This is a genomic window from Protofrankia sp. CiP1_Cm_nod3 (assembly GCF_982290655.1).
This window is the reverse complement of sequence record NZ_CEVIVD010000090.1, coordinates 1,358-3,245: the sequence shown is the minus strand read 5'-3', so window position 1 is coordinate 3,245 and position 1,888 is coordinate 1,358. Positions and strand designations below refer to the sequence as shown.

Sequence of the window (1,888 nt, the reverse complement as noted above, 5' to 3'; positions counted from 1 at the left end):
CCGGCGTCCTGCTTCCCCGGCGGGCGCGGTATACGGAATGAAGGCTAGCGAACCGCGAATTTTGCGATCATGCATGGCACCGGTGACGCGCCGTCAGCCGTGGAAAGCCTGATCGACAGTGACGCTCCCGGGTGCGCCGCCCGCGGGGCCCGGCGCCGCGCTCCGCACGCCACCGCCCGCAACGCCCGCTGGTGCCGTGCCGGCGACCCGGACGGGTACGCGCCCGGTGGATACTGACCGGGCGGCGGCGGCCCGGGTGGATACGTGGCCGGCGGATGCTGGTCGACGGCAGGCGCGATGGCGACGACCCAGCCCACGACAGTCCAGAGTCCAGCCGAGGAGTGTGCCCCGCGGGGCGCGTTCAGGGGGTTTCGCCGCCGAGGGAGTCGGCGAGGGCGGTGAACTCGGTGAGGGCGGCCTGCAGGTCCTCGACGATCTCACGGGCGATCAGCTCGGGGGGCAGCAGGCTGTCGGCGTCGTCGAGGGCCGGGTCCTTCAGCCAGGTGATGTCGAGGTTGACCTTGTCGCGGGCGATCAGGTCGGCGTGGTCGAAGGCGCGGAAACGCTCGGACTCGACCCGCTCGTCGTGGGGCTTGCCGGGCAGGTAGGCCTCGACGAAGTCGTCGAGGTCCGCGCGGCGCAGCGGGCGCTGTTTGAGTGTGAAGTGCCTGCCGGTGCGGAAGTCGTACACCCACAGCTTCGAGGTGTTGTGGCCGCCGCCGCCGCGGGGCGGCTTCTTCTCGAAGAACAGGACGTTGGCCTTCACCCCGCCGGCGTAGAAGATGCCGGTGGGCAGGCGCAGGAGGGTGTGCAGGTCGAACTCCTCGAGCAGCCGGCGGCGGACCCTCTCCCCGGCGCCGCCCTCGAACAGCACGTTGTCGGGCAGGACGACGGCGGCCCGGCCGTTCATCGCCAGCAGCGACATGATGTGCTGGAGGAAGTTGAGCTGTTTGTTGGTGGTGGTGGCGCGGAAGTCGGCTCGCTCGTAGGAGATGTCCTCGCGTTCGGCCCGGCCGTCGGTGCCGACGACGGTGATCGCGGACTTCTTCCCGAACGGCGGGTTGGCCAGCACCAGCGAGGCGTGCCGGCGGGGCTGCTCGGCGAGCGCGTCGGAGACGGTGATCAGGGATGGGCCGTCGGCGTCACCGATGCCGTGCAGCAGCATGTTCATCGCGGCGAGCCGGGCGGTCCCGGTGACGAGTTCGGTGCCCCAGATCTTTCCCGCGCCGAGGGAGAGCCGGTCCTCGCGGGAGATGTCGTCCATGTGGTGGGTGCGGATGTAGTGGTGGGCGGCGATGAGGAAGCCGCCGGTGCCGCAGGCCGGGTCGGTGATCGTGTCGGTGGGGGTCGGCTGGGTGACGTCGACCATGGCGTCGATGAGGGCGCGGGGGGTGAAGTACTGGCCGGCGCCGGTCTTGGTGTCCTCGGCGCCCTTGGCGAGCAGGCCCTCGTAGGCGTCGCCCTTGAGGTCGGTGCCCTGGATCGTCCACTCCTCCCGGCCGATCAGGTCGATGACGAGCCTCTCCAGCAGCGCGGGCTCGGTGATCCGGTTCTGCGCCTTGGCGAAGATCGTGCCGAGGGTGGTGCCGGCGTTCCTCGCCAGCGCCTCCAGGGTCCGCCGGTAGTGGACCTCCAGGTCGACGCCCTTGAGCCGGGCGAGCGCCTGCCAGTCGAACGCGGCCGGGACGACCGGCCGGGCCTCCTCCTCGGTGAACGGGTCACTGGCGATCTCGTCGGCCATCTTGAGGAAGAGCAGATAGGACAGCTGCTCGACGTACTCGATGGTGGACAGCCCGCTGTCCCGCAGCACGTTGCAGTAGTTCCACAGCTTCGCGACCAGCGAGCTGGTCTGCGCATGTGCCTGAGCGGGGGAAGCGGGAGTCACAGC

At 70.3% G+C, this 1,888-nt stretch carries 2 protein-coding genes; one reads left to right on the top strand and one right to left on the bottom strand.

Annotated features, from left to right (window positions below; translation table 11 throughout):
* Window positions 1-69: 69 nt before the first annotated feature.
* Window positions 70-237: a hypothetical protein gene (locus AC5LUJ_RS16460; RefSeq protein WP_493465244.1), complete on the top strand. Its 168-nt coding sequence runs from the start codon at window positions 70-72 to the stop codon at window positions 235-237.
* Between the two features lie 124 nt (window positions 238-361).
* Here AC5LUJ_RS16460 and AC5LUJ_RS16455 read toward each other — a convergent pair.
* The coding region (locus AC5LUJ_RS16455) for a class I SAM-dependent DNA methyltransferase (RefSeq protein ID WP_493465243.1) at window positions 362-1,888 on the bottom strand (1,527 nt) is incomplete at its 5' end.

Bases quoted from the DNA above. Each gene is read 5' to 3' on its own strand.
- AC5LUJ_RS16460 (WP_493465244.1), top strand. From the start codon at position 70: ATGCATGGCACCGGTGACGCGCCGTCAGCCGTGGAAAGCCTGATCGAC.